This window comes from Larkinella soli, from assembly GCF_003703975.1.
GTDB classification, from domain to species: domain Bacteria; phylum Bacteroidota; class Bacteroidia; order Cytophagales; family Spirosomataceae; genus Larkinella; species Larkinella soli.
In genome coordinates, this window is sequence record NZ_QTJY01000015.1 from 17,968 (window position 1) to 42,138 (window position 24,171).

Consider the following 24,171-nt stretch of genomic DNA (forward strand, 5'->3'; position numbering starts at 1 on the left):
CAGACCGCCCGCCAAACCACCGCATGAACCGTCGTCATTTTACCCGAACCTTATCCGTACTTCCCCTTTCTCCGGCCGTCAGTCAGGCAGCGGCCCGGAATGAACTTTTGGCCGGGCCGCCGTCGGGCGCGGAGGACCGCGCCTACTGGCTGCGCACTCTGCTGAAAGTGGCCGAACCCGTTCTGAATGCCATGGCGCAGGGCCGTTTGAAGGCGACCATGCCGGTCGAGTCGGCACCGAATCAGCAGGAGGGCCGCCGGAAAGTGACGCACCTCGAAGCCCTGGGCCGCACGCTGGCCGGTCTGGCGCCCTGGCTCGGGCAGCCCCAGGTCGGGGCCGAGAAGACCCGGCAGCAGCAGGTGGCCGAACTGGCCCGGAAAGCCATCGGTCACGCCGTCAATCCAAAATCGCCTGACTTTCTTAATTTTACGCAGGGGGGGCAGCCGCTGGTCGATGCGGCTTTTCTGGCCCACGGCCTGCTGCGGGCGCCCGCCCAGCTTTGGGAGCCGCTGGCTTCCGACACCCGACAGCAGCTGACCGAGGCCCTGAAGGCAAGCCGGGTGATCAAACCGGGTTACAACAACTGGCTCCTGTTCAGCGCGATGGTGGAAGCCGCCCTGCTGAAGTTTACCGGCTGGGGTGACGAGATGCGGATGGACTACGCCATTCGTCAGCATCTGAACTGGTATAAAGGCGACGGTGTTTACGGCGACGGGCCGGATTTCCACTGGGATTATTACAACAGCTATGTGATCCAGCCCATGCTGCTCGATGTGGTCGGGACGCTGCGGGAAGCCAAAAAAGCGGACGATACCCTGTACCAGACCGTACTGGCCCGGGCGCAGCGGTATGCGATCGTGCAGGAGCGGCTGATCGGGCCGGACGGTTCCTTTGCGGCCTTCGGGCGGTCGCTGGCCTACCGCTGCGGGGCTTTTCAACTGCTGGCCCAGATGGCTCTGATGAAGCAGTTGCCTGCTGAAATTTCACCGGCCCAGGCCCGCGCGGCCCTGACGGCCGTGATCCGCCGGACGATGGATGCCCCCGGCACGTTCGATGCGAACGGCTGGCTGCAGATCGGTCTGTGCGGCCATCAGCCTTCGATCGGGGAAACCTATATTTCAACCGGCAGTCTGTACCTCTGTTCGGTGGCCTTTCTGCCCCTCGGGCTGCCCGCCGACGACCCGTTCTGGCAGGCTCCGGCCGAGGACTGGACCGCAAAAAAGATATGGTCGGGGCAGGACGTAAAGGCCGATCATGCCGTCAAAGGCTGACGAAAAACAGGACGGATCATAGGTTCAGAAGGGGGCTTCTGGATAGAAATATGAAAAAAATGAAAGATTGATTCAATGGTAATCTCTGATTATCAGAGCCTTGTGTTGGAAGATTGATGGATTGAACCCATGATACTTTGTGCGGATTATAGTTATTAACCTGTGAATGAGATATTTTTGATTATACCACTTCACGAATCATGTCAATTTTCAAGAGAAGTATTGCTAAAGCTCAAAAGGTTTACGGCAAAATTTTCCCTGCACCTGTCCTAACCGACTTCCACTACCAGACAATGCCGTGGATCGACAAAAAAGACCCGGATATTGACGGTTTTGTCAGAAGTTTTCCGAAAGCCCCTCATTTGCCCTACGACCTTGCGGAAAAACTGAAGTCGTGGCGGAACGACGGTTTTGTCATTCTGGAGAACGTCATCTCGCAGGAACTGCTGGACGCTTACCTGGCCGACGTTCAGGAACTCATCGAACGACACAAGGAGTTCGACATCAGCATTCGGATCGACCGGCCCGAATACCAGCGTCATCCGGTCATGAAGATCAAAGAGGTACCCCGTGAGATCATCGAAGGTCAGTACATCAAGATCATGGACTTCCACAATGCGTCGGTGGCCGGCAAGAAGCTGATGCTGCACAATGCGATCGTGAGCTTTCTGCAGGCCGTTTTTCAGGAAAAAGTGGTCGCTATGCAGAGTCTGACCTTTCTGTACGGCTCCCAGCAGGAAACCCACCAGGACTTCCCGTATGTGGTTCCGCAGGTGCCGAGCCATCTGGCGGCCGCCTGGATTGCCCTGGAAGACGTTCGGCCGGGATCGGGAGAACTGCACTATTACGTCGGTTCACACAAGATCCGGAAGTTCAACTGGGGGAACGGTATTTTCTTCAATGGCGAATCCACGAAGAACCCGACGGATTTCGGCCGGTATCTGGTGGCCGAATGCGAGCGGATGGGTCTGGAGAAAAAAACGCTGCTGATCAATAAGGGAGATGTGCTGATCTGGCATGCCGCCCTCGCCCACGGCGGAGAACCCATCCTCGACGGCGAACTGACCCGGAAATCATACGTGTGTCACTATTCTTCCGCGCAGGGCTACTATCGGCACCGGCACGATCTGGTCAACGAACCCGTTCGTCACAGCTACAACAATGCGGACGTGTTCGCCGATCCGAACCTGCCGCAGTATGAAAATAGCTTCAAACGGGGCGAAGCCGTCGAAGAGAGCGCGCCGACCGTTCCGGCAGGACAAAAAAATGCGCTCTGAAGACCGAGCGCATTTTCTACTTACCAATCTCTATGTTCAAATAAAAAAGTTGATTCAGCGGTCTGAACTCCGGACCGAACTGGCCCCGGACGTATTGGCCCGGATGGAAGCGGAGCCGCGGTAGGTCACACTGCTGGCTCCGCTGGCCTGGGCTTCCAAGCGGTCGCTGACGGTCAGGCGGGCGTTGCTCGCCCCGGATACGTCCACGGCCGCACTGGCCAGTTTCAGATCGTAAGCCCGCAGCGAGGTGGCACCCGACACCTCGCCTTCAAGCCGTTTGGCCTGCCCGTTGAGGTTGATGGTCGACGCGCCCGACAGATCGACCAGGACCCGTTCGGCATCCACCTCGATGGTGGAACTGGAGGCTCCCGAAATCTCGATCGCCAGTTCTTTCAGGTTCCGGAAGCCGGTGACCGTCGAGCGGGAGGCTCCGCCGAAATCGATGGCGCTCACCGTCGGCATCGTGATGTCGATCGTCACGCGCTGGCGGTTGCGGTTCCAGGTTTTGTCTTTGTAGCGGATAGACAGTTTCCCGCCGGTGACCCGCGACTCCAGGTCGTCGAGGTCGGCCGGGCGGCCGGACGCAACGACCTTGTAGCCGCTGCCCTGCCGGACGTTGATGACGAAGGCACTGCCTAAATCCAGTTTATCGAAGTTGCTGACGGAGAAGGTGCGGCTTTCGTCCTGCATGGGCAGGTTGCTGACGATTTCGACCAGCGGGCTGCCGGAGGGGTCGACGGCCGCCATCGTTTTCGTCTCCGTCGGGATCATGAGGGAAGTAAGCGCGATCAGGGCAAGGGCGGTTTTCATACGGATAGTGTTTTGAGATGTTCGGGTAAAAGATGCAGGTCAGGCGGTAAATGTTGCACCCGACCCTTTATTGTTCCGATTTATTTGGTCCGTTGACGCTGCTGGCCCCGGACGTTTCCGAATTCAGGTCCTGAACGGTGCCGAAATCGGCCGAACTGGCTCCGGTGGCGTTGATGTCGGCCCGGCCCACCTGCATGGCGGTGGCATCGAGCTTGCAGGCGCCCGCCAGCCGCGCCGACAGACGGCCCGAACGGCCCCGCAGCGTCGCCTTCGACGCGCCGGTCAGTTCAAGGTCCAGATTGTCTGCCTTCACGTCGAGCAGCGACCGGCAGGCGCCCGTCAGACCGACCCGCAGTTTGTCGAGGTTATCGAAGTCGGTGATGATGGCCTGGGTGGCGCCCGAGAACTGGAGCGCATCCACGTCCGGCATCGTGATCGTCAGCCCGACCCGCCGGCGGTCTTTCAACTGGAAAAGGCCCTCGTTCCGGTAGTCGACGTGCAGTTCTCCGCCTTCCACCCGCACCCGCAGATCGTCGACGTCTTCCTCGCGGCCGTCGGCCACCACCTTGAAGGCGGTCCCGCGTTTTACCCGGACGGCGAAGGCCCCGCCGATGTCGACCCGGCTGAAGTTGTTCACGTCGAATTGCCGGGTATATTCCCCTTTCTGGAAAAAGTCGTCGCCCAGTTCGTTCCGCAGCACCTCGTCGATGGCGTCATTGGTGGTCAGGTCGTCGTCGTAGCGATCGTCGTTCAGCTCGCGGGGGTAGTTGATCGACACCAGTCCGTCGGTTTTGGTAAGCTTCCAGAGGGTGGCTTTCATGCGTTCAAACTCCTTGCCGCCGAACTCGTTGCGGATATGACGCGCAAACTGCTCGGTCATCCGGAACGGCCGCTCGTAGGGAACGTAGATGATCAGGTCGATGTCCTGGCCCCTGTACCGGCTGTCGGCCTTCAGCTCGAAGCTGTTGTCGAACACCAGGATGGAGTCTTTGACCGCCCATTTGTAGGCGATGGTCCGGGCGTTTCGCTGCGCCTGCTGACGCGACGGCCCCTGGGCGCTCAGGCGTTTGAACAGCTTCCAGTCCTGGCCGTCGATGCCTTCCAGTTCGATGGAGGTATGCAGTTCGTTGTTGTCGTTATAATCGTTCACATCCAGCGTCGGGATCGGAACAGGCGGCCGAACGATCTCCGTTTCTTCCACGACGCCCCGTTTGCTGAACTGGTTCACCAGTTGCGGAACCGTAGCCGCCAGACCGATGATGCCCAGAAACCAGATGCTCAGGAGCGCCAGCGAAACGCGGGTCGTTACCAGGGCCCGCTGCGAGATCAGCATGACGCCGATGATGGCCAGGGCCAGACCCGGAATGAAGATCGTCACGAAAGCCGCCAGCAGCATCGGCGGGTTAACTTCCTGCTGAAGCATCGTAAACGGCAGGCTGTCGCCGTCGAAATTGATGCCCCTCAGACCGAAAGCCGTGCCCAGCACCGCCAGCGAACCCATCATGATCCCAAAACCGACCAGGATCAGAAACACCCCGGCCAGCACCCGGACGATGGCGAAAATCCCGCGTGCCAGCGGCCCTACGGCGCTCGCCAGACCGTTGAAGATGGTGGCGATCAGCCGAAAGGGAAAGAGCAGAACCTTGGCGACGGTGCTCTCTTCGGCGGCTTCGTTCAGGTTGAGGCTGCGCTTGATGTTGCTCTCAATGTTGGAGAGCGTAATCGGCTCCCCCTGCATTTCCATTTTTTCGGTGAGCGTATTGGCCTGCGGGGAGATGATCCAAAGGATGATATAGGCCAGCAGACCCGTACCGAACAGGAAGATGAAGAGCACGAACAGGAGCCGCACTACGCCCGAGTCGATGCCGAAGTAGGCGCCGATGCCCGAAGCCACCCCGCCCAGTACCTTGTCGTCGGGGTTGCGGTAAAACTTCTTCACGCTCTTGTCGTCTTCGAGCGTCGTCGAACCCGGAAAAGCGATCCACATGGCGATGTACAGCACGACGGCGAAGCCTGAAATGCCGGCCAGAAAATCCTGTCCGAACGGCGGCAGGGCGAAAATCAGCGTGACGAAGATCAGCCGCACCCAGACCGGGTCGATGTTGAAGTAGTTGGCGATCCCGGCCGCCACCCCGCCGACCACCTTCCGGCGCAGGTCGCGGTAAAGTTTGCGCGGAGGCTGCTGCGTCGTGGAGGAAGCCGAAGCGGTCGTGGCCGAAGCACCCGCGGACGGGCCGCCCGCCGAACCGGTCGATTCATAGGCCGACTGCGAACGTGCCGAACCGGCGGAAGCCGCACCGATAATATCCTCTTCTTCGATGGCTTCAAAGTCGGCAACCGTGCCCATCGACTGAATCAGTTCCTGAACGTCCTCGTCGGTTACCGCCTGTTTTTCGCCCGTTTTGAGCTTTTTCAGAAGTTTTTCGGCAATCCGGTTTTCTATATCGGTAATAATTTCCTGGCTGTCCTCGTAAGTCGAAAAATAATGCTGGATCGACGTCAGATAGCTTTTCAGTTTATCGTAGCCGTCTTCCTCAATATGAAAGATAACTCCGCTGATATTGATACTGATGGTCTTTTTCATGACAAAAACGTGTGAAAGAGTCAAAAGGGAGTTTAGGTCAGCTATCGGTCGTTGGAGACTCCGGGTTGGTTCCTGTCGGAACGGGGGTATGGCCGTTGACGGCGCTGCGGTGCTGTTCGGTCTTGCTGACGATCAGATTGACCGACTCGGCCAGCTCCAGCCAGGTCTCGTTCAGAGCCCTCAGGGAAGACTGTCCCAGATCGGTCAGAACGTAATATTTGCGGGGCGGGCCGGAAGTCGACTCAACCCATTTGTAATCGAGCAGTCCGGCATTCTTGAGCCGGGTGAGCAGGGGATAGAGCGTGCCTTCCACCACCATGATCCGGGCCGAGGTCAGCTCGTCCAGCATATCGGACGCATAAACCTCTCCCCGTGAGATGATGTGTAGAATGCAGAACTCCAGGATCCCCTTTCGCATCTGCACCTGAGCGTTTTCAATATTCATAGCTGTATGTCGAAATAGGAATGACGAATTGCCGCCGATCGGCCGGTCGGATTCAGGAAGACCATCCGGCAATTCGATTTTAACGATTCAAAGGTAAACAAAGGTACTATGTATCGCAAGGTACTTTAGAATTTTCTTGACGCCCAAATGACGAACGGAAAAAAGAACCGGTTGAGTGGCATTTGGTCGGGGCCGGAAAGTTTCCGTATTTTTGGGCCTCCCATCCGCTTCGTAAAGACGCATGAAATTCCCCGGTCTGACGGTCGTTCTGTTTGGTTTATTTCAAACATTGTTTGCGCAACCAATAACAAGATTCGAAAATGAATGGATTCAGTACGATCAGACGTATCTGCGTCTTTCGGTAACGGCCCGGGCCACTTTCCGGTTGACGACCGGTGACCTGGAAAAAGCCGGTTTTCCGACAGCCGGCATCGACCCGCGGACCCTGCAACTCTTCCGGCGGGGGGTGGAACAGGCCGTTTATGTGGCCGGGGAAGCGGACGGACGGTTTGATCCTTCCGATTATATCGAATTTGTCGGGGAGGGCAACGACGGCCGGCAGGATTCGCTGCTGTACCGCCCGGCAGGCACCCAGCCGCATCGCCATTACAGCATGTATTCGGATACGGCGGTGTATTTCCTGACCTGGCGCCCGGCCGGAAAGCCGGGGCTGCGAATGCGGGAAATTGGCCCGTCCGATCCAATCGGTCTGCGGCCCGAACCGTATCATCTGGCCGAACAACTGATCCTGCTGACCGACGAGCCGTCCTGGAACCCGGCCACCGGCCCGGCCCCGTATCCGTCGGCCAACGAAGTGTTTTTTGCGGAAGGCGCGGGCTGGACGGGACCGATGCTTCGGAAAGACAGTCTCGTCAGCCGGACGTTCCGGCTGGAAAACCGGGTACCGGTCGCGGGCCGACCACCAGAGGTAGAACTGCTGCTGAACGGTCGCGACAACAGCAGCCATGTCGTGGAGGTTTTTGCCGGAATCCGGCCCGAAAGCCGCCGGCCGCTCGGGACGGCCCGGTTCGATCTGTTCCAGGCCCATACACTGACCGTTCCGCTCGATCCCGCCGACCTGTCGGCGGAAGGAGAGGTGACGCTCTCCACCCGCTCATCCGGCCCGTTCCTGACCGACCGGTATTCCGTCGGCTATTACCACCTGCGGTATCCCGGGTCGTTCAGCCTCCGGAACAGGCCGGAATGCCGGTTCCAGCTGCTTCCGAACCCGGCCGGTCGTTCTTATGTCGAATGGACCGACGCGCCCGACTCCCTCCGGCTGTACGACCTGACCGACCCGAACCGGCCGCGTCGTCTGCTGCCTGCCCGCAGCGGTTCTCTGGCGCGGCTGGTGGTGCCGGATACCCGGAATCCGCGGAAGTTGTGGGCCACGACGGCGGTACGAAAGCCGGACCGAATCGAGCGGGTGAGGTTCCGGAAGATCGACCCGGGTTCGTCTGACTACGTGTTCATCAGTCACGAAAGGCTCATGAGGCCCGTCGGGGCGGTGGCCGATCCCGTCCGGGCTTATGCGGCTTACCGGGCTTCGGCGGCCGGGGGCGGTTTTGATACGCTGGTGGTGACGGTCCGGGAAGTGTTCGACCAGTTCAGTTTCGGGGAGCGGACACCCCTGGCCCTCCGCCGGTTTGCCGATTACCTGCTGTCCAACGGCGGCAAACCCGGCTTTCTGCTGCTGGTCGGGCGGGCTAATGTCTACTACCCGATCCGGAAAAGCCCGAACCGGGATGCGCTCGATCTCGTGCCGACGATCGGGGTCGTTCCGGGTTCCGACGTGCTGCTGACGGCCGGCCTGGGCGGTTTTCCCGAGCATGTGCCGGCCATCCCGACTGGCCGCATCAATACCCTCGATCCGAAAGACGTTCTGAATTATCTGAATAAGGTGAAGGAATATGAAGCCCTTCCGCCGGCCGAACCCTGGCGGAAGGAGGTGCTGCACCTGAGCGGAGGCCGGTCCGTCTACGAACTGGAGGCTTTCCGGGCCATCCTCGATGCGGTCGGACCGACGGCGCAGGGCCAGTATACCGGCGCTCACGTCAGCCTGCGTTCCAAAAAAACCGACGAACCCGTCGAGCGCATCGACATCAGCGACCGGGTCAACGAGGGAGTGGCCCTCATTACGTTCTTCGGGCATTCGTCGCCCGTCGTTACCGATCTGGACATCGGGTATGCCTCCCGGCCGGCTTCGGGTTTTCGCAACAAAGGGCGGTATCCGCTCATGTTCTTCAACGGCTGTGGGGTCGGCAACATTTTTTTCGGGGCTACCAATAACCTCAGCACCGACTGGCTGCTGACGCCCGACCGGGGGGCCATCGCCGTATTAGCCCACGGTTATTCGGGCTATACCGGCCCGCTGGAATCGTTCACCACCCGGTTTTATCAGCTGCTGTTTGCCGACAGCGTCCTGCACCACCGCCCGATCGGCGTCATTCATCAGGAAACCACCCGCCGGACGCTGGAGCAGTACCATACCGCCTACGATATCTCGAATGCCCACGAAATGGTGTTGCAGGGCGACCCGGCGCTGCGGCCGTTTCCGGCCACCCGGGCGGATTTCCGGATTTCAGCGGAAGACGTCGTGGCAGTTTCCGGCCGGAAAGACTCGGTGGCGCTGAACGTGGCGGTGTTCAATGCCGGCCGCTTCGACCGCCGGGAGCGCGTGGGACTGAGCGTGCGGGAGCGGCTTCCGGGCGGGGGCGTCCGGTCGTTCGGAACCCGGATGCATGGGGCGGTGGCTTACCGCGATACCCTCTATTATGCCTTCCGGCCCGATACCGCCCGACCGGCGGAAACGAAGTACGAGCTGATGGTAGATCCCGGGAACGAAGTAACGGAAACCGACGAAGGAAATAACCGGGTGGTTTTTTCGATCCGGTTTGAAGAAGGAAGGGCAAGGGTGGTGCTGCCGGACTCGGGGCAGCGCTTTCCGCCCGACCACTTCAACCCGCTGCTGGACGTTACCTTCGACGGGGTGCGGATTCCGGACGGCGCGCTGGTTTCGGCCAGTCCGCTCATTCAGGTGGTGTTGCAGGACGAAGACCCGTACCGCATCCGCCAGGATACCGTCGGTATCGATTTGTACCTGAAGAAACCGTGTGATGCCTGCGGGGCGGAACGGGTGCCGCTGGGTTCAGCGGAGGTACGCCGGCAGCCTGCCGGCCCCGATAACCGCTTCGTCCTGACGTATCAGCCCCGGAACCTGACCGACGGGACGTATACTTTTCAGGTGCAGGCCACGGACGCAGGCGGCAACCGGGCCGGGACGCTGCCCTATGAAATCCGGTTCCGGGTTCGGCGGGAAAACAGCCTATCGGCGGTGCGGCCGGCCCCCAACCCACTGACGAGCGGGACCGGGTTCACGTTCACCCTGGCGGGCCGGGAAGCGCCGGGGTGGGGCACCATCACCATCTGGAACCTGAGCGGGCAGGTGGTCCGGACGCTGCACCGGCCGGTGCGGATCGGCGAGAACCGGTTTTTCTGGGACGGCGGAGACCAGGGCGGGGTGCCGCTGCCGAACGGCCTGTACCGGTTTCGGCTCCGGCTGGACGACGGGCGGGAAAAAACCGGAAAAGTAGTAATCGGTCGGTGACATTCCGGGAAAGTGTTCTATTTTTACACCTGATCCTATCCGGAACACCGTAAGAACCAAATGAGTAAACGTTTACCGCATCTCCTGCTGACGGCACTCCTGCTGACGGTCGGCTGGGCTATGGTGGCCCATCGGCTTCGGTCGGCCGCCCCGGCCCGGCACCCGCTGAAGCATCCCGGCTTCGCGCTGTCCTTCGACGACCGGTCGGTGGAGGAATGGTACGGCCTCCGGCCGATTTTTCTCCGCTATCACGGAAAAGCCACCTTCTACGTAACCCAGCCCGACAGTTTGAAGCCGGAAGAAATCGACCAGCTGCGGCAACTGCAGCTCGACGGCAACGAAATCGGCAGTCATGGCCTGATGCACCTCCACGCCAATTCCTACGCCATGATTCACCCGGCGAAGGTGTATATGGAGGAAGAAATCCATCCTTCGGTGAAAAAACTGGAGGATTTCGGCTTTCAGATCGATACGTTTGCCTATCCCTACGGGGCCAATAACCACTGGGTAGACCGGAAACTGGAGGAGCATTTCGTGCTGATGCGCGACATCTACGCCCTTCGACGGAGCTTTTTCGGGATTCCCCTCAACCGGTCGATCACCGACCTCGACGCCATCTACTGCGGGCCGGAATCCCGGAAGCGGGTGGAAGCCCTGTCCATCGACCACGAAAGCCGGATTACGAAGGAGGAACTGACCCAGGCACTGAAACGGGCCAGGGCGCGGGGTGAAATCGTCCTGTTTTACGGTCACCGGCCGATAACCGCCGGAGAGCCGGCCGGCGCCAATACGGTGGACGTGGCACTGATCGAACACCTGTATAAAACCGCCCGGGAACTGGGCCTGCGGTCTTATACGATGGAGGAGGTGGCCCGGCGTAAATAAGCGGGGCGCTCAGTCCCAGCATTCCATCAGCAGCAGATCCCCGGTGCGGTAGCGAATCTTCACGAACCCGTCTTCCGCAGCCTCGTTGCTGCTGCCGGTTCGGTAGCCCAGCGTCAGGCTTTCATTCCGGAGGTTGTATTTCAACCCCTCCGTTTCCAGACCGTCCACCGTCCCGACCGGAATCAGGGAAATGGGCGTGCCCCGCGTATACCACTTTTCAAACGTTTTGCCGAGCGGAATGATCTTCGAATGGTCGTCGAGCAGCACGATCCGGATGCGATCCCGGTATCGGACGACGTCCGTCATGTTCGTGATGGCGTGATCGGCGCGCCGACCCGTGGCCCAGACGATGTTCACGGCCGGAAAACCGCGCCCGATCAGGAACTCGATGCCTTTGTCGAGGTCGGTTTTGTTCTGATCGGGCGTGTGGATGATTTCGATGGGATACTGCCGCTGCCGGATCAGGTCGAAATCATGAGGCTGATCGAAGTCGCCCAGCAGGACGTCTACCTTGATTCCCAGGTCCAGCACCCGCCGGATGGCATTATCCAGAACGACGACGAACGGGTTCCATTCCAGCAGTTGACCCAGCAGTTCGGGGTCGCAGCTTTCGCCGTTGGCGATGAGCAGCGCCGGTTCCTGTTTGTCGCGGACGATATGATGAGAAGACATAAGGGGCGTCAATACCGAATTTTATCCTGTTTCTCCAGCCATTGCCCGAATACCGTCCAGGCCTCGTCGGGCAGGAGCTGCTGCATCGGGATACTGCGGGATTCCCGCGATTTGTCGAGTTCCCGGTAGATGAACTGATCGTCGAAGCCTGCCCGGGCCGCGTCCGAGTGCAGACAGCCGTACACGATGCGCTCCGGGCGAGCCCAGTAAATGGCACCGAGGCACATGGGGCATGGTTCGCAGGAAGTATAAAGGGTGCAGCCCGTCAGCTGAAAGCTGTTCAGACGGCGACAGGCGTCGCGGATCGCGACCACCTCGGCATGGGCGGTGGGGTCGTTGGTGGAGGTCACCTGATTGAAGCCTTTCCCGACAATCTGGCCGTCCTTCGCGATCACCGCGCCGAACGGACCGCCCTGCCCGGCGTCCATGCCCTCCTTCGCCAGTCGGAAGGCTTCCCGCAAAAAAATCTCGTCTTGCATAAAAAAGCGCCGGTCGATACTGCCGGCATTTATCGGTTTATACCGTATCCGGATTCCATGGTTTGCCAAATCGTTGAACGGCCACCGGATCATTAAAGTTGCTCAATTCCCGAACATCGTCGATCTCTACCAGTTGAACAGGACCGTTCATCAGCACCCGGCGCGGGTAGGGCGTCCGGTCTTCGATCGCTTTCAGGAGGGCCGGGTAGGCGGCCGGCTCCCAGATGCAGACCGAAGGCTCCGGAAAACGGTGGTCGCTGTCCCAGAAGGCCGTGGCGATTTTGTCGGTTCGACGGTGTTCGATCAGTTTCCGGATCGACCCTTCCGAAAGCAGGGGCAGGTCGCAGGCCACCACCAGCCAGGCCGGGGCGCTCCGTTCGGAAGCCGACGGCCGCTGAAAGGCCGACAGGATGCCCGCCATCGGCCCCTCCACGGGTGCCTGGTCGAGGATCAGCCGGAACCGGCTTCCGGCCAGGTCGGCGGCCTGCTCCGGGTTGACGGACAGATACACTTCACGGCAATACGCCGACAACCGGTCGTAGAGGTACTCCCGCTGCGGCCGGCCGTGGTAATCGATGGTGCTTTTATCGAAACCCATGCGGCTGCTGCGGCCTCCCGTCAGCACCAGCCCGAACAGGGCAGGAGCGGGGTCAGGGAACATGGTGGAATTCGCTTTTTCCGCCGGTTTTATCCAGCAGGCGGGTTTCCCGGATGACGATGTCGTGCGAGAAAGCCTTGCACATGTCATATACGGTCAGGGCGGCCACCGACGCGCCCACCAGCGCTTCCATCTCCACCCCGGTCCGGGCTTCGACGGAGGTGATGCAGTCGATGATGACTTCGTTGCCTTCCGTGGTGACGGAGAATTTGCAGCCGTCCATGCCCAGGGGGTGACAGAGCGGAATCAGGTCGGAGGTTCGTTTGGCGGCCATGGTCCCGGCGATAATGGCGGTCTGAAAAACCGGGCCTTTCTTCGTCTGGATGTCCTGACCGCTGAACTGCGCCATGATGTCGCTGTTCAGCACCACGATGCTCCGGGCGCGGGCGGTCCGCCGGGTGACTGCCTTGTCGCCGACGTCGACCATCGACGGGTTGCCCTGCGGATCGATATGGGAGAATTCTTTCATTGCTTTTCAAATAACGAATGATGGATAGCGAATCCTGAATAATGAATAACGAATATCGAATAACGAAGTTATGAACGGAGGGCGGGGCCGGCTGCGGGAAGGGCGTATCTCCGCAGGGCTTCATACACCCGGTGAACCGGCAGACCCATGATGGTGTAGAATGAACCTTCGATGCGTTCGATGCCGATCATGCCGATCCATTCCTGCACGCCGTAGGCACCGGCCTTGTCGAACGGGCGGTACTGGTCGATGTAATACCGGATTTCTTCCGCATCGAGCGGCTTGAAAACCACCTCGGCCGTGTCCGTAAACGATTCCGTGGCCTCGGCCGACAGCAGGCATACGCCCGTCATGACCTGGTGGGCGCGGCCCGACAGCCGGCGCAGCATGTCGGCGGCTTCGACGGCATCGGCGGGTTTGTTCAGAATGCGGTCGTCGACCACCACGATGGTATCGGCGCAGAGCACCAGCCGGTCGGCCAGATCGGGGCGAAAGCGGTCGGCTTTCTGGCGGGCGAGAAACGAAGGAACTTCCGCCACGGGAAGACTTTCGGGGAAGGTTTCCTCGGTGGGCCGGACTTCCGTGCGGAAGCTGAAGCCCAGTTCGTTGAGAAGCTGGCGACGTCGGGGCGAGTGGGAGGCCAGAACCAGCGGCCGGGTCAATTGCATGGTTTATTCAAAAAAATTACGTAAACTTTAACCTGCTTTCTAACTGAAAACCGTCTTTTCAGTACAAACATAATAGCTAAACCGTCTTGGAAACACCCTTTCAGATCCGATCCGCTACACCGGCCGACGTCAAGGAACTGACGGCCCTGGCGATCCGGACGATGCGCGATGCCTTCGGTCCCCCGCTCAATCCCGCCGAATACGTGGAAGACTACATCCGGAAGGCCTTTTCGGTGGAGCAGTCGCGACAGGAACTGGCTGATCCTGAGGCATCGTTTCTGGTGGTCTGCGGGCCGGAGCAGGAACTGATCGGGTATGCAAAACTGCGCCGAAACCGCCCCCCGCGACAATTAAAAGGCCAACACGCCATCGAGATTCAACGGTTTTACCTTCAGGAGGGTCGTATCGGGAAAGGGCTGGGCCGCCGGCTAATGGAAGTCTGCCTGGACCGGGCCCGGAACGAGGGGTTTGGGGCGGTCTGGCTGGGCGTCTGGGAACGAAACCACCGGGCCATCGGCTTCTACGAGCGCATGGGATTCGTCCGCTGCGGCTGGCACTACTTCCAGTTTGGCCCGGAACGGCAGCGGGATTACTGGATGAAAAAAGAATTGTAACGGAGTGAGATCATCAAAACGTCGGCAGATACTGGCAGTGCTTTTGGCCCCCGGCAGGTGGGTGCGGGGGCTGTTCTGTCTTCTGCTGACGGTTTCGACGGTTTTCGCCCAGGATATTAAAATACCGGTTCCGGAACCGGAGGTGGATTCCCTCTCCCGGGCCGACTCCCTTTCCCGGGCCGACCGGGACAGCGCCCAGGCCATCCGCGACAGCGTTTTCTACTCCCAGCTGAAAATCCGGATGTACAAGCGGAAGCTTACCCGCCAGGTTTACGACCTGCTGTTCCACGATATGTACAACAGCCGGCTGAAAACCGGGGAGGTCAACGAGATCGAGGCCAACCCGTTTGCGCGGTACGAAGGACGGGTCATCAGCAAAATCTACATCCGGCGGCTCGACGTGTTCGGGCAGAGCGTGTACGATACCCTGCGGAGGTCGCGGAGCTGGCTCGAACGCTTCGGCAACCGGCTCCACGCCGACACCCGCGAGGGCGTCATCCGGCGGTCGTTTCTGCTGTTTGAGGAGGGCGACCGCGTTAGCCCCGATACCCTGCGCGACAATGAGCGGCTGCTGCGGAACTCCAACGTCTTTCACGACGCCCGGATCATCGTGGTGCCGCACCCCGGCAGCCGGGGCTTCGTCGACGTCTACGTGATCACGCAGGACGTGTGGTCGCTGCTGCCCTCAGGAAGCATCGGCAGCCTGAACCGCTTCAACCTTCAGCTCGAACAGCGCAACTTCCGGGGGCTGACCCATACCGTCATCGGGGCCGTCGCCTACAACGGAGCCGATCCGTTCCAGAAGGTCGAATACCGGGGGCGGTATATCGTGCCGTACATCGGAAAACGAACCTTTCTGACCGGTCAGGCCGACCTGATCAACCAGCGCGACCTGAAGCAGTATTCGGTGCGGGTGTTCCGGCCGTTCCTGACGCCGGATACCCGCTGGGCCGGGTCGATGGAACTGAGCCACGTCCGGCTGCCGCGCTATCCGCTGTTTTCGGAAGACACCGCCCGGCTGATCAAGCTGCACTACAACTACAACGATGCCTGGGTCGGGTATGCGTTCCGGCCGTTCTTCAGCTTCCTGGGCGAGGGCGACGACCGGACGCGGCTCGTGGTGGCGGCCCGGTTCACCCGGCTGACGTTCACCAACCGCCCGGAGGTGCGGAGCGATACCAACCAGTTGTTCCAGAACACGAACGCCACCCTGTTCAGCATCGGTCTGTCCCGACGGCGGTACGTGCGCGACGTATTGATTTATGGTTTCGGCCGAACGGAGGACGTACCGTACGGAAGCCTGTTTTCGATCATTTCCGGGTTCGACAACGCCGAACTCGGGCAACGGGTGTACGTGGGTTTCAAATACTCCAGGGCCCACTACATCAATCGATTCGGGTATCTTTCCGGGGCGCTGAACGTCGGCAGCTACCTCCGTAGTCACCGCGGCATCGAACAGGGCGTGATGACGCTGGAAACGAACTATTTCAGCCGGCTCCGTACGACGAGCTGGGGCAACTGGCGGCATTTCATCGACCTGCGGTATACGATGGGGTCGCAGCGGTTCAGCAACGAGTACATCACCCTGAGTGGCCGGGACCTGATCGGCGTCAACAACAACGCCCTGCGCGGGACCAAGCTGCTGCTGACCAACATCGAGAACATTCTGTTCTCCAAGCTGAATATCATCGGCTTCCGGGTCGCCATCGTCACCTTCGCCAATCTCGGGCTGGTCACCTACCGAACCAGAAACTTCCTGCGGGGGCCGCTGTATCAGGGTTACGGCATCGGGTTCCGGCTCCGTAATGAAAACCTGACGTTCAACAGCTTCCAGATTCAGCTGGCCTGGTATCCCAACCTGCCCAACAACCCGCAGCCCCTCCGGTTTGCGTTCGAGGGCGTCCCGACGGCCCGGTTCCGCGATTTTGCCATTTCCGCCCCCGAAATTATTCCCTACCGCTGACCACCCCCCGGCCCCCTCCTAAAACAGGAGGGGGTGGCTTCGCAGGGTTTGAATCAGGCAGCGCTCTCCCCCTCCTTACCAAGGAGGGGTCGGACCGGCGCTCCGGCTGGGGGTGGTGAAAATTTTCCGGAGCAGGAAACTTTTTTGTATATAATGTTGTTACATTAATTGTAAAGACACTATATTTGCAACGTTAAACGACGGAATGCAGATTACCGGCTAAATCGCTAATTTGCGGACCGGCTGATTCAGAGGCCGTTTCCCACTTCGGTGAACCGTCAATAACACCAATGACCAATGTCCATAGAGAATGACATTAAGCAAGCTTCTTTCAGAACGGCGCATCACCGCATGATCGTCAATCTGATGTACACCAATAACTGGGCCTGCGACGAGCAGATGCGGTTACTAAAACCCTTCGGGCTGACGTTGCAGCAGTATAATGTACTTCGGATTCTGCGGGGTCAGTTTCCCAGCCCGATCAAGGTAGCCGAGATTACGGAGCGGATGCTGGATAAAATGTCCAATGCGTCGCGTCTGGTCGATAAGTTGCTGGCGAAAGAACTGGCCCAGCGTACGGAATGTCCGAACGACCGGCGGGCCGTCGATGTGGTGATTACGGAAAAAGGGCTGGACCTCCTCCAGAAAATCGATCAGTACCAGCTTCAGTGGGAGAAACGGTTTCACACTCTGAGTGAAGAGGAAGCCGCCGAACTGAGCCAGCTGCTGGATAAACTGCGCGGATCGGAATAATGCCTGAATAGTTGAATTTTAACAACCAATCAATAACCTAACGTAAAACCGAGTATGTTGACCAAACAATTATTTGCCGGATTCCTGGCTGCCGCTCTGCTGGCCGGAAGCCCTGCTCTGGCGGGCGGACCTGACAAAAACGCCAAAAAAACCGTCGCCAAAACGACGACCTACACCGTTGATGCCGAAAGAAGTACGCTGACCTGGAACGGTAAGAAAGTAACGGGCGAACACCACGGCCCGGTCAAAGTGGAAAAAGGAACGCTGACCGCCAACGGTAGCCAGCTGACCGGCGGAACGGTGACCGTCGACCTGCGCACCATCGCCAGCACCGACCTGAAAGACAACAAGGAATACCACGACAAACTGATCAATCACCTCAAGTCGGACGATTTCTTCTCGGTGGAAAAATACCCCGTCGCCACCTTCAAAATCACGAAAGTAAGCCCGAAAGGCGGTAATGTGGCCGACGTGACCGGTGACCTGACCATCAAGAACATCACCAATCCGGTGACCTTCCCCGTCACGCTCAAAGTGACCGGCAATACGCTGGAAGCCAAAGGTAAAGCAACCATCGACCGGGCCAAGTACGACATGCGTTTCCGTTCGAAGTCGTTCTTTGAAAACCTGGGCGACAAGATGATCGAAGACGAATTCACGCTCGACCTGAACATCGTCGCCAACGCCGGTGCCGCCACCAGCTCCGCCAAAGCGAAATAAGGTTTCAATACCGTACGCCGTAACGAACCGCGCCCTCTCCGGAAGGCGCGGTTTTTTATTACCAGTTTTTACGGCGAAGCCCTTCCGGGTTCAGTACCCGAATCTGGCCCTCGGTCGTTTCGATGAGCTTGTCCTGCCGGAATTCGCTGAGCGTCCGGATGAGCGACTCGGTGGCCGTGCCGACCATCGAGGCCAGGTCGTCGCGGGAGTACTGGATGGTTTGGCCGTGGTGCTGCTGGTGGAGCCGCAGCAGGGTGTCGGCCACCCGCCGGCGCAGGGAGTTGTAGGCCATGCCCAGGAGCTGCTGCTCCCGCTCGCTGACCCGGTTCGCCAGCAGCCGGATAAACTGCCCGGCCACCTCCTGATTGCGATTCAGCAGATCCATGAACTCCTCCTTCGGAATGTAGATCAGCTCGGAATCTTCCATCGCCACTGCCGAGTCGGTCTGGTCGGTATCTTCGAGCAGGCTGACGTAGCCGAAAAACTGGCCCGGCTGAAAAAGGCCGGTAATCAGCTCCTTGCCGTCGGGCGTGCTTTTGAAGGTTTTGACCTTGCCGGATTTCAGAAAGAAAAGCCGCGTCGGCTCATCCCCTTCACTATATACGTATTGTTTTTTCCGGACCTGATACACCTTCCGGTCGGCGGAGAGCGACTCGAGTCCGGCCACGGTCCGGGCGTCGTGCAGAAAGGGACTCAGGCCCTCCTTCGCGGGGTCGTAGTCGCCCCGCATCTGCGTAAACCGCCTGAACCGGCCCTCGACGGCGCTGAGCAGTTCGCTTTCGTCGAACGGTTTGGTGAGGTAGTCGTCGGCGCCCAGTTCCATGCCGCGCCGGAAGTCGCTCCGCTCGGTTTTGGCCGTCAGGAAGATGAACGGGATGGTCGACAGCTCGGGGTTCTTGTTGAAAATGTGCAGCACGCCGTATCCGTCCAGCACCGGCATCATGATGTCGCAGATGACCAGATCGGGCCGGGTTTCGAGCGCCTTTTCCACGCCGATTTTGCCGTTTTCGGCGGTGATGACCTTATAATTGGCCAGTTCGAGGATTTCGGCCGTATTCTCGCGAATATCGTCGTTATCCTCAATGAGCAGAATGGTTTTCATTGGGGAAGGTAAAGGTGACTGTGGTGCCCTGATGGAGCTGACTTTCAAGATCGATGGTGCCGTTGAGCAGTTCGATGTATTTGGCGACGATGTGCAGGCCGAGGCCCGTTCCCTGAATGTTGGTGGCGTTTTTGGCCCGGTAAAACCGTTCGAACAGGTGTTTCTGGTCTTCCTCGGAAATCCCGATGCCCTGATCCCGGATGGAGATGCGCGTCATTTCTTCGTCGCAGTGCCCCGACAGAAGAATCTCCCTGTCGTCACTGGAATATTTGATGGCGTTGGACAGCAGGTTGACCAGAATCTTCCGGATCAGCGACTTGTCCGACCATACCTGGCTCCGGCAGTCAAACTCGACCCGGATGGTCTGGCCGGCTTTCCGCATGCCCTGCACGTCGGCGACGACATCGCTGATCAGGTCGCCGAGGTCGAAAACCGCGCAGGAGGCCTTTACCCGGCCCTCTTCCAGCCGGCCGACCGACAGAAACTCTTCCAGGATGTCGTTGAGGTGGTTCACCGACGACTTGATACGCTGGATATGCTTCTGACGCTTGTCCTGCTCCTCCGAGGTTTTGTATTTTTCGAGCAGGGCCGCCGAGGTCAGCACGGCCGCGAGGGGCGTCCGGAACTCGTGCGAGGCCATCGAGACGAAGCGGGATTTCAATTCGCCCAGTTCGCGCTCGGCCGCCAGCGCCTTCGACAGTTCATCGCGGGATTCTTCGAGCTGGTGGAGGGTGGTCATGAGCGCGTGCGTCCGGTCGGCCACTTTCTGCTCCAGCTGTGCGTTGAGCTGCTCGATGCTGTTCTTCTGCTCGATCAGCGTGCGCTCGGCTTCTTTTTTATAGCTAATGTCGATGATGTAGGCAACGACATACAGCTTTTCGTCCTGGTAAAAATAGCTGAGACTGATTTCGGCCGGAAACACCGAACCGCCTTTTCGTTTGGCGTAGAGGTCGCGGCCGTGGCCCATTGCCCGCACCTGCGGGTCGGCATTGAACGACTCCCGGAGCCGTTCGTGGCGGCCCGAAATGGAATCGGGCACCAGAATTTCGATGGGCTGGCCCACCATTTCGGCCTCGGTATAGCCAAACAGGTTCAGGGCAAACTGGCTGACCGAAAGCATGCGCCCGCTGCTGTCGGAAAGGATAATTCCAATGGTGGCATTGGCAAAAACCGCGGAAAAAAGATCACTCACCATATCATCCGGTTCGAGGGTATATACATCAGTAAACGCCGGAACCTACCGCAAGTTACTGAACGCATGGCAATATAATGTGCCGTAAAAAAAGGAGGGTTCTGATTTTTATCAGCCTTCCGGCTAAGGCCCCTCATGTCGGCTACCCGATAAAACCCGCAATTTTACGTCATTGGATAGTTACCGGAGTTATTATGGAAACGCCCGCATATCAACCCATTTTTGTCCCGACCAAAACGGCAGTGCTGCTGGTTTTTATGCCGGGGCAGCCGCCCGACCGACGATCGACCGAGGGGCTGCTGCAGCGTGTGCAGGGGATCCTCGGAAATGCCGTGCGTATTACGAAAGTGGAGACGGGTCTGCATCCGGATGTCGTCAGTACCTTTGGCGTCCAGTCGTTTCCCTCGTTCGTCCTGGTGAAGCGGGGCGTGGAGGTCTGGCGGCACAGCGGCCTGATCGACCGGGACGAACTGATCCTACTGCTTTCAGGACATTTAGGCATGGCCGGAATCTGATGAACCCCGAGCACCTCAAATGGTAATGAACGCCGGCGCAAGCCGGCGTTTTTCGTTTTTATGTCCGGTAACACCCGGTCGGTCAGACGCCGTGGCATATCGGGACTTCCGGCCGTTCCGTATCGTGCCGGTGGCCGGCCGAATATCCGATCAGCCCCCGCCCGATGAGCAGGAGCGCCAGCACAATCGTCATCACCGGCAGGGCGGCCTGAAACCGCTGCCGCACCTTCAGCGGGAAAGCCGACGGAATCAGCCGCACCCCGAGCAGCGCGGGAAGCGTTCCCATCCCGAACAGGGCCATGTACAGCGCCCCGTCCAAGGCCGTCGAATGGGCCAGCGCCCCGGTCATCGCCACATAGACGAAACCGCAGGGAAGCAGGCCGTTGAAAAAGCCGACCGCCAGGAAATTGCCCGGAGTCGGGTGGGCCAGACTCCGGGCGATCGGGGCCGTCAGCCGCCGGCCGAGGGCCGAGTTGCGCAGGGCCTGCGGATACGTCCGGCTGGTGATGGTCCAGATCAGGAGCAGCACCCCGGCCCCGATCGATACCGGCCGCTGCAAACCCGTCAGCAGCAGCGCCTGTCCCGTCAGCCCCATCATCAGCCCCAGCAGGGCGTAGGCGCCGATGCGCCCGCCGTGATACAGCAGCAGGGCGGGCACCCGCTGATACCGGGGCAGCCGCCCGACCGGCAGGGCCATCGCCAGCGGCCCGCACATGCCGACGCAGTGCAGGCTCCCGGCCAGACCGGTGAAGAGGGCCGTCAGGTGCCACATGGTCTTATCGGATAAACAGTTCTTCTTCGCTGAAATAATCGACCTGCCCGTCGGACCAGACCACCTGAATTTTCCAGTAGCCTCCGGCAAGCCGGGCGGTGGAAACGATCTGCCGGGCGTCCCGCACCGGGATGCGGACGTCCTGCCGCCGGTCGGAAGGCCGGTAGAGGGTGATTTCCCCCCGGCTGACCGGGCCGGGCAGAGAGACCAGAATCTGCTTCCGTCCGGGTTCGTAGGCGAACAGGCCGGCCGTGTTCAGCATCGCCGTTCGCGCGGCCCGGTCGATCTGGTGCTGATAAGCCATCTCGGTCTGGTAGTAGTCGTCGCGGACCAGATCGACCCGCTGGCGGCACATCCAGTAGACCATGCCGCCGATGAACGAGGCAAAGAGAACGAACGTCAGCGTGATGGCACCGCCCCAGTTCATCCGGCGGTTGGGAGTGTGTGTCGTATTCATAATCAATGGGTTGGTCCGAGGAAGCTGGTCTGGATCCGGTCGATCACTTTGCCGTTCGATACCACTTCCACCTCCAGTTTGGTGTTGCTGTCCCGGAGGTTCTTCTCCGGAATCAGGATGAAAAAGACGCCTTTGGTCAGGGCATCGGGTGCGGCCTGCCCGACGGGCTGAACCAGCCGGATGCGGGCGCCCGGATACGAAACACGGAACGATACCGGCAGGCTGCGGGTCGTTTTATTGACGAATTCAATGGTATACAGATTCGAGACATAGCTCCCGGCTTCGCGCTGGAACAGCTGCCCCGGCGCCCGCAAAACCGTGGTTTCCAGATCCGAACGGCTCACCAGCAGGTAGGTCAGCAGACCAACGAGTGCCAGCAGGACGGCCGTGTAGGCTTTCATCCGGCCGGTAAATCGCAGCGGCACTTTTTTCTCGATGCCTTCGAGCGAATCAAACCGGATCAGGCCCTTCGGGCGGTTGACCTTTGCCATCACGTTGTCGCAGGCGTCGATGCAGGCCGTGCAGTTGATGCATTCGAGCTGCGTGCCGTTCCGAATGTCGATCCCGGTTGGGCAAACCTGCACGCAGAGGGCGCAGTCGATGCAGTCGCCGGTTTTCAGGGTCTCACCTTTGCGGATCTTCCCGCGCGGCTCCCCCCGGACGTGGTCGTAGGCCACGACCACCGAGCTTTTGTCGAGCAGAACCCCCTGTAGCCGTCCGTACGGGCAGATGGTGATGCAGACGATTTCCCGAAGCCGGGCGAACACCAGGTAAAAGACCCCGGTAAATACCACAATGGAAGCAAAGCCGCCGAGGTGGTTGCGCACGTCGTCGGTCATGATGGCGAACAGTTCGTCCTTCCCGATGAGGTAGGCCAGGAACGTATTGCTGATGAGGAACGAGATCAGCAGAAAGAGGAAGTGTTTGCTGACCTTCTTCGTGATCTTCGAATTGGTCCAGGGGGCGGCATCGAGCCGCTTGCGGGCGTTATGATCACCTTCGATCCAGATTTCGATTTTCCGGAACACCATCTCCATGAAAATCGTCTGCGGACAGGCCCACCCGCACCAGACACGGCCGTAGACCACCGTAAAAAGCGAGATGAACAGGATGAACGTGATCAGCCCGATGGCGACCAGGTGAAAGTCCTGCGGCCAGAACGGAACGCCGAAGAAGATGAACCGTCGTTCGATCACATTGAACAGGAACAGCGGATGTCCGTCGACGCTCAGGAACGGCCCCCCGAAAAGGGCCGCCAGCAACACCACGGCGACCACCGTCCGCCGGCGAAGCAGCGGGCCGTTCTCGACCCGGGGGTACAGCCAGCGCCGTCCGCCGTGGTCGTTCTCGAAAGACAGGTGATCGCGGAAGCGGTCGTTTTCGGAGGGGTTCTGAACGGAGGTTTCCATGGTTTCAGCGGGCGGCTACCGCTTCCCCGTTTTTTTCGCCCTGCGGTTCTTTGGCGTTCGGCGGGTTGGTGCCTTTTAGGTTCAGGATGTAGCTGGCCACTTGCTGAATCTGAAGGGGATTCAGCTGTTTTTTCCAGGGAACCATTCCTTTTTCGGGAACGCCTTCGGCAATCGTGTGAAACACGGCCTTGATGTTACCGCCGTGGAGCCAGTACTCGTCGGTCAGGTTCGGGCCGACTTTCCCTTCGGCGCTCTCGCCGTGGCAGGCCGTGCAGTATTGATTGAACAGCGCCTTGCCGGATTCGATGGCCGGTGCGTCTTTCACCACCGTAACGGTGTTTTCGTTGATCGAGCCGGCTACCTTCTTCAGGTAGATTTCCCGCTGCCGTTCGGCAATGGCCACTTCCTGCGTGTATTCCTGCACCATCACGTCGCCGTCCCCGATGACGTGGTAGACGACCAGATAGACCAGGCCGATGGCAATCGTACCGTAAAAGAGCAGCATGAACCAGGGGGGCGTCGGGTTGTCGAGTTCCTGAATGCCGTCGTAGCTGTGTTCCATCATCAGCTCGTTCTCGCGTTTCAGGGGGACAAGACCTGCAAACCGCTGCCAGAGCGTCAGCGGCTCTACGGCCGGTTTGGCCTCCCCGGCGGGTTTGATCCACTCGCGAACCGAAAAGTAGAGGCCCAGGGTGACCACCAGCAGCAGGCCGGCCGCCATGGCGAGCAGCCCCAGAATGACCGCCAGCACTAAATCTTCGGTGGTTTTGATCTGAATCAGCGGACTTTCCGCGCCCGGTGCGGCAAAACCGGGCAGATTCGTAAATAAGGTCGTTGACAGATTCATGA

General features: G+C 59.6%; 23 protein-coding genes. 9 read left to right on the forward strand and 14 right to left on the reverse strand.

Features of this window, described 5'->3' with window-relative positions; genetic code table 11:
* Positions 1–23: 23 nt before the first annotated feature.
* Positions 24–1,271 carry a DUF2264 domain-containing protein gene (locus DX909_RS22540; protein ID WP_128547493.1) on the forward strand — a complete coding sequence of 416 codons (1,248 nt, stop codon included), beginning with the start codon at positions 24–26 and terminating at the stop codon, positions 1,269–1,271.
* A 293-nt stretch (positions 1,272–1,564) separates the two neighbouring features.
* Positions 1,565–2,548, forward strand: coding sequence for a phytanoyl-CoA dioxygenase family protein (locus tag DX909_RS22545; RefSeq protein ID WP_229311151.1), 984 nt, complete (start codon positions 1,565–1,567; stop codon positions 2,546–2,548).
* Between the two features lie 54 nt (positions 2,549–2,602).
* Here the strand turns inward: DX909_RS22545 and DX909_RS22550 are convergent, their stop codons facing one another.
* The 3 genes from DX909_RS22550 to DX909_RS22560 form a co-directional block, all read right to left on the reverse strand.
* Positions 2,603–3,358, reverse strand: a complete 756-nt coding sequence (locus DX909_RS22550; protein WP_229311152.1) for a head GIN domain-containing protein — start codon at positions 3,356–3,358, stop codon at positions 2,603–2,605.
* A gap of 67 nt (positions 3,359–3,425) precedes the next feature.
* Positions 3,426–5,942, reverse strand: a complete 2,517-nt coding sequence (locus DX909_RS22555; protein WP_128547495.1) for a PspC domain-containing protein — start codon at positions 5,940–5,942, stop codon at positions 3,426–3,428.
* Positions 5,943–5,979: 37 nt separating this feature from the next.
* The gene (locus DX909_RS22560) at positions 5,980–6,387 is read right to left on the reverse strand and encodes a PadR family transcriptional regulator (protein WP_229311153.1); all 408 of its coding nucleotides are present in this window, start codon (positions 6,385–6,387) and stop codon (positions 5,980–5,982) included.
* A 241-nt stretch (positions 6,388–6,628) separates the two neighbouring features.
* On the opposite strand from DX909_RS22560, the gene porU2 reads away from it, so the two are divergent.
* Positions 6,629–9,994 (forward strand): putative type IX secretion system sortase PorU2, encoded by a 3,366-nt coding sequence (gene porU2, locus DX909_RS22565; protein ID WP_128547496.1) that lies wholly within the window; start codon positions 6,629–6,631, stop codon positions 9,992–9,994.
* A gap of 60 nt (positions 9,995–10,054) precedes the next feature.
* Positions 10,055–10,879: a polysaccharide deacetylase family protein gene (locus DX909_RS22570; protein ID WP_128547497.1), complete on the forward strand. Its 825-nt coding sequence runs from the start codon at positions 10,055–10,057 to the stop codon at positions 10,877–10,879.
* Between the two features lie 9 nt (positions 10,880–10,888).
* On the opposite strand, the gene DX909_RS22575 is transcribed toward DX909_RS22570, so the two are convergent.
* The 5 genes from DX909_RS22575 to DX909_RS22595 form a co-directional block, all read right to left on the reverse strand.
* Positions 10,889–11,551: a thiamine diphosphokinase gene (locus DX909_RS22575; RefSeq protein WP_128547498.1), complete on the reverse strand. Its 663-nt coding sequence runs from the start codon at positions 11,549–11,551 to the stop codon at positions 10,889–10,891.
* A gap of 8 nt (positions 11,552–11,559) precedes the next feature.
* Positions 11,560–12,030 (reverse strand): nucleoside deaminase, encoded by a 471-nt coding sequence (locus DX909_RS22580; RefSeq protein WP_128547499.1) that lies wholly within the window; start codon positions 12,028–12,030, stop codon positions 11,560–11,562.
* A gap of 37 nt (positions 12,031–12,067) precedes the next feature.
* A complete protein-coding gene (gene mobA, locus DX909_RS22585) occupies positions 12,068–12,691 on the reverse strand; it encodes a molybdenum cofactor guanylyltransferase (RefSeq protein WP_128547500.1) in 624 nt (207 codons plus the stop codon).
* The gene (moaC, locus tag DX909_RS22590) at positions 12,681–13,157 is read right to left on the reverse strand and encodes a cyclic pyranopterin monophosphate synthase MoaC (protein WP_128547501.1); all 477 of its coding nucleotides are present in this window, start codon (positions 13,155–13,157) and stop codon (positions 12,681–12,683) included. The genes mobA and moaC overlap by 11 nt, the downstream gene beginning before the upstream one ends.
* A 68-nt stretch (positions 13,158–13,225) precedes the next feature.
* Entirely contained in the window at positions 13,226–13,825 is a 600-nt protein-coding gene (locus tag DX909_RS22595; RefSeq protein ID WP_128547502.1) for a Maf family nucleotide pyrophosphatase, read from the reverse strand.
* A gap of 86 nt (positions 13,826–13,911) precedes the next feature.
* Here DX909_RS22595 and DX909_RS22600 point away from each other — a divergent pair, with 86 nt between their 5' ends.
* The 4 genes from DX909_RS22600 (at position 13,912) to DX909_RS22615 (ending at position 17,875) form a co-directional block, all read left to right on the forward strand.
* The gene (locus DX909_RS22600) at positions 13,912–14,439 is read left to right on the forward strand and encodes a GNAT family N-acetyltransferase (RefSeq protein ID WP_229311154.1); all 528 of its coding nucleotides are present in this window, start codon (positions 13,912–13,914) and stop codon (positions 14,437–14,439) included.
* Between the two features lie 4 nt (positions 14,440–14,443).
* Complete coding sequence (locus DX909_RS22605; protein ID WP_128547503.1) at positions 14,444–16,402, forward strand: BamA/TamA family outer membrane protein; 1,959 nt, start codon at positions 14,444–14,446, stop codon at positions 16,400–16,402.
* Between the two features lie 297 nt (positions 16,403–16,699).
* The gene (locus DX909_RS22610) at positions 16,700–17,155 is read left to right on the forward strand and encodes a MarR family winged helix-turn-helix transcriptional regulator (RefSeq protein ID WP_128547504.1); all 456 of its coding nucleotides are present in this window, start codon (positions 16,700–16,702) and stop codon (positions 17,153–17,155) included.
* Positions 17,156–17,209: 54 nt separating this feature from the next.
* Entirely contained in the window at positions 17,210–17,875 is a 666-nt protein-coding gene (locus DX909_RS22615) for a YceI family protein (RefSeq protein ID WP_128547505.1), read from the forward strand.
* Between the two features lie 58 nt (positions 17,876–17,933).
* Here DX909_RS22615 and DX909_RS22620 read toward each other — a convergent pair whose 3' ends face one another.
* Positions 17,934–18,977: a response regulator gene (locus DX909_RS22620; RefSeq protein ID WP_128547506.1), complete on the reverse strand. Its 1,044-nt coding sequence runs from the start codon at positions 18,975–18,977 to the stop codon at positions 17,934–17,936.
* Positions 18,955–20,172, reverse strand: coding sequence for a PAS domain-containing sensor histidine kinase (locus DX909_RS22625; RefSeq protein WP_128547507.1), 1,218 nt, complete (start codon positions 20,170–20,172; stop codon positions 18,955–18,957). The genes DX909_RS22620 and DX909_RS22625 overlap by 23 nt, the downstream gene beginning before the upstream one ends.
* A 191-nt stretch (positions 20,173–20,363) precedes the next feature.
* Here DX909_RS22625 and DX909_RS22630 point away from each other — a divergent pair, with 191 nt between their 5' ends.
* The gene (locus tag DX909_RS22630) at positions 20,364–20,684 is read left to right on the forward strand and encodes a thioredoxin family protein (protein WP_164851373.1); all 321 of its coding nucleotides are present in this window, start codon (positions 20,364–20,366) and stop codon (positions 20,682–20,684) included.
* 82 nt (positions 20,685–20,766) lie between these two features.
* On the opposite strand, the gene DX909_RS22635 is transcribed toward DX909_RS22630, so the two are convergent.
* From DX909_RS22635 to DX909_RS22650, 4 genes are read right to left on the reverse strand one after another with little or no spacing between them, the layout of a single operon-like run.
* The gene (locus tag DX909_RS22635; protein ID WP_128547509.1) at positions 20,767–21,456 is read right to left on the reverse strand and encodes a sulfite exporter TauE/SafE family protein; all 690 of its coding nucleotides are present in this window, start codon (positions 21,454–21,456) and stop codon (positions 20,767–20,769) included.
* Between the two features lie 4 nt (positions 21,457–21,460).
* Complete coding sequence (locus DX909_RS22640; protein ID WP_229311155.1) at positions 21,461–21,913, reverse strand: FixH family protein; 453 nt, start codon at positions 21,911–21,913, stop codon at positions 21,461–21,463.
* Between the two features lie 2 nt (positions 21,914–21,915).
* Positions 21,916–23,322 carry a cytochrome c oxidase accessory protein CcoG gene (ccoG, locus tag DX909_RS22645; protein WP_128547510.1) on the reverse strand — a complete coding sequence of 469 codons (1,407 nt, stop codon included), beginning with the start codon at positions 23,320–23,322 and terminating at the stop codon, positions 21,916–21,918.
* Between the two features lie 4 nt (positions 23,323–23,326).
* Positions 23,327–24,169: a cbb3-type cytochrome c oxidase N-terminal domain-containing protein gene (locus DX909_RS22650; protein WP_128547511.1), complete on the reverse strand. Its 843-nt coding sequence runs from the start codon at positions 24,167–24,169 to the stop codon at positions 23,327–23,329.
* Between the last annotated feature and the right edge of the window lie 2 nt (positions 24,170–24,171).

Bases quoted from the DNA above. Each gene is read 5' to 3' on its own strand.
- DX909_RS22540 (WP_128547493.1), top strand. From the start codon at position 24: ATGAACCGTCGTCATTTTACCCGAACCTTATCCGTACTTCCCCTTTCT.
- DX909_RS22545 (WP_229311151.1), top strand. From the start codon at position 1,565: ATGCCGTGGATCGACAAAAAAGACCCGGATATTGACGGTTTTGTCAGA.
- DX909_RS22550 (WP_229311152.1), bottom strand. From the start codon at position 3,358: ATGAAAACCGCCCTTGCCCTGATCGCGCTTACTTCCCTCATGATCCCG.
- DX909_RS22555 (WP_128547495.1), bottom strand. From the start codon at position 5,942: ATGAAAAAGACCATCAGTATCAATATCAGCGGAGTTATCTTTCATATT.
- DX909_RS22560 (WP_229311153.1), bottom strand. From the start codon at position 6,387: ATGAATATTGAAAACGCTCAGGTGCAGATGCGAAAGGGGATCCTGGAG.
- porU2 (WP_128547496.1), top strand. From the start codon at position 6,629: ATGAAATTCCCCGGTCTGACGGTCGTTCTGTTTGGTTTATTTCAAACA.
- DX909_RS22570 (WP_128547497.1), top strand. From the start codon at position 10,055: ATGAGTAAACGTTTACCGCATCTCCTGCTGACGGCACTCCTGCTGACG.
- DX909_RS22575 (WP_128547498.1), bottom strand. From the start codon at position 11,551: ATGTCTTCTCATCATATCGTCCGCGACAAACAGGAACCGGCGCTGCTC.
- DX909_RS22580 (WP_128547499.1), bottom strand. From the start codon at position 12,030: ATGCAAGACGAGATTTTTTTGCGGGAAGCCTTCCGACTGGCGAAGGAG.
- mobA (WP_128547500.1), bottom strand. From the start codon at position 12,691: ATGTTCCCTGACCCCGCTCCTGCCCTGTTCGGGCTGGTGCTGACGGGA.
- moaC (WP_128547501.1), bottom strand. From the start codon at position 13,157: ATGAAAGAATTCTCCCATATCGATCCGCAGGGCAACCCGTCGATGGTC.
- DX909_RS22595 (WP_128547502.1), bottom strand. From the start codon at position 13,825: ATGCAATTGACCCGGCCGCTGGTTCTGGCCTCCCACTCGCCCCGACGT.
- DX909_RS22610 (WP_128547504.1), top strand. From the start codon at position 16,700: ATGTCCATAGAGAATGACATTAAGCAAGCTTCTTTCAGAACGGCGCAT.
- DX909_RS22615 (WP_128547505.1), top strand. From the start codon at position 17,210: ATGTTGACCAAACAATTATTTGCCGGATTCCTGGCTGCCGCTCTGCTG.
- DX909_RS22620 (WP_128547506.1), bottom strand. From the start codon at position 18,977: ATGAAAACCATTCTGCTCATTGAGGATAACGACGATATTCGCGAGAAT.
- DX909_RS22625 (WP_128547507.1), bottom strand. From the start codon at position 20,172: ATGGTGAGTGATCTTTTTTCCGCGGTTTTTGCCAATGCCACCATTGGA.
- DX909_RS22630 (WP_164851373.1), top strand. From the start codon at position 20,364: ATGGAAACGCCCGCATATCAACCCATTTTTGTCCCGACCAAAACGGCA.
- DX909_RS22635 (WP_128547509.1), bottom strand. From the start codon at position 21,456: ATGTGGCACCTGACGGCCCTCTTCACCGGTCTGGCCGGGAGCCTGCAC.
- DX909_RS22640 (WP_229311155.1), bottom strand. From the start codon at position 21,913: ATGAATACGACACACACTCCCAACCGCCGGATGAACTGGGGCGGTGCC.
- ccoG (WP_128547510.1), bottom strand. From the start codon at position 23,322: ATGGAAACCTCCGTTCAGAACCCCTCCGAAAACGACCGCTTCCGCGAT.
- DX909_RS22650 (WP_128547511.1), bottom strand. From the start codon at position 24,169: ATGAATCTGTCAACGACCTTATTTACGAATCTGCCCGGTTTTGCCGCA.